2 protein-coding genes are annotated in these 2,061 nt (G+C 55.6%); both read left to right on the top strand.

Annotation, left to right across the window (positions count from 1 at the left end):
• Window positions 1-112 precede the first annotated feature (112 nt).
• The gene (locus tag AB4043_RS23630) at window positions 113-958 is read left to right on the top strand and encodes a helix-turn-helix domain-containing protein (RefSeq protein ID WP_442302866.1); all 846 of its coding nucleotides are present in this window, start codon (window positions 113-115) and stop codon (window positions 956-958) included.
• A 558-nt stretch (window positions 959-1,516) separates the two neighbouring features.
• The coding region (locus AB4043_RS23625; RefSeq protein ID WP_442308270.1) for a hypothetical protein at window positions 1,517-2,061 on the top strand (545 nt) is incomplete at its 3' end.

The raw sequence follows: 2,061 nt of genomic DNA, 5'->3' as shown, positions 1-2,061 counted from the left end.
GTCAATGATCATAAGAAATGCTCCTTCAAGGAGGAATACCGGAGGGGAGGTAATGGTGGCAATTACCTCAGAGGTAAAGCAGACGTTTCAGAGCAGGACATAAGATGGCTCAATGCCCTCTGAGCAGCGCCGCCAGCACTCCCCAAACTCCTCCGACATTGTAAGCAGAATCGGCGAGCTTGTTCGCCAGTGGCGCACCCTTCGCCACCTGAGCCAGCTTGAGCTCGCGCTCGAGGCAGGAATCTCCGCTCGCCATCTCAGTTTTATCGAAGGCGGCAAGGCTCTGCCCAGCCGGGAGATGGTGACACAGCTTGCTGAGGCGCTCGCTATCCCGCTCCGGGAGCGTAATGCTCTGTTCCTCGCAGCAGGGTTTGCTCCCACGCACCGCGAGACCGGCTTGGCGCAGCCGGAGATGGCGCTGATCAATCGGGCCATCGAGTTCATCCTCAAACAGCAGGAGCCCTATCCCGCGCTGGTCCTCAACCGGCACTGGGATATTACGCGTGCGAACGAGGGCGCAGCCGCGTTCATGAACTTTGTCTTCGATACTCCGCCGGACGATCCCAACATGATCCGTCAGATCTTCAGCGACCACCTGCTGCGCCCGTTCATCGCTAACTGGGATGAGGTAGCGTCTGACCTCATACGACGTCTGCATCACGAGATCGACTGGGCGCCGACGGATGAGAAACTGCGCGCGTTGCTGGAGTTCGCCCTGGCCAGTCCACATGTGCCGGAGAAATCAAAGGTGCGGCCCATGGAGGTTTCCATGTCGCCGACACTGAACTTCGTCATTCGCAAGAACGGCGTAGAGCTCAGCTTCTTTTCAACATGGACCAGCTTCGCCGCACCGCACGACGTCACGCTGGATGAGCTGCGGATCGAGTCATCGTTCCCAGCGGATGACGCGAGCGCGCGATTGTGGGAGAGGATCATCGCCGGTGAATTCAGACGATGAGCTTGTCGTACCTTCACTGTGTAGTCTTGGATCGGCGGATGATCAAGACGTGTTGAGCCTCCGCATCCCTTGTCTCCAATTAACTTAACCTTGACTCAAAATCCATTGACAATCACCACCCCTCTCATTACTCTTCGAGACTGATATCTTCTTCCACGCTGAGCTGTACTAAGAAGAAGAACATCAATGCAATGTAGGTACATTGCCCTCTTGCCTTCGGTTTTCCCACGGGTGTGCTGTGTCGTTTAAGACACGCGAGGAGAACCTATGAATGCGGCAAGAAGTTCGCACACACTGCCCTAGCCGACCCAGGACTACCTTATCCCCCATTGCAGAATCTTCGCGGTTCTGCGCGCAGCGCGATCAGTTGTGCGATCGCCTGTGAAGTAACGTTCGGGCCATAGAGTATTTTCCCTGTAGGTGCAGAGTAGGGCTTCCGCATCTATACGCGTTTTCCGCAATGAAAACGCTCCTGCACTCCTCTTCCGGGATACCAGCAACAGGGAAATGCTCTACACGGTCCCTCCACCTTCGTATTCGCTCCAGGAGGTAACGCTTATGTCGACCACTGCCTATGCACCGTCTTCTCTTTCCTCGAAGGGAAAAGCAACCTGTCAGGTAAGCACGAACCCGCCGGCACTGCCCCAATCCGTTCCAGCGGGCTTTGATGCTCAGCTCGCGTATGTTCTTGGCCTGTGCTGCAACGCGGCGAACGATCAGTACTCCGACTACGTGACCAACACTCCCGCTGATCCTAAGAACCTGCTTGGCCCTAAGAGCTGGCAGATACAATCCGTTGCGCCCACCCCTTGGGATCCTGATTTTTCCCAGATCGTCGCGCAGGGATACACGCTGAAGTCACATACCAACCTGTCAGTTTACGAAACCGATATAAACGGCAATTCCGTGCAAATTCCGGCGGGATTTATCGCGCAGCTTGAACCGACAGGCACGAAGAAGAGCAGCATCATCGTCGTGGCTTTCCACGGTACCCAGAACAGCTACGAGGGGGGCAAGATTGATATAGACGTCATCCCTGCTACGTTTGGCGGGCTGCTTGGAAATCTAGGATCGGTGCACGGAGGCTTTTATAAACAGTACAC

The organism is Terriglobus sp. YAF25, assembly GCF_052113305.1.
In the GTDB taxonomy this organism is placed as follows: domain Bacteria; phylum Acidobacteriota; class Terriglobia; order Terriglobales; family Acidobacteriaceae; genus Terriglobus.
This window is presented reverse-complemented; position numbering and strand designations above follow the sequence as displayed.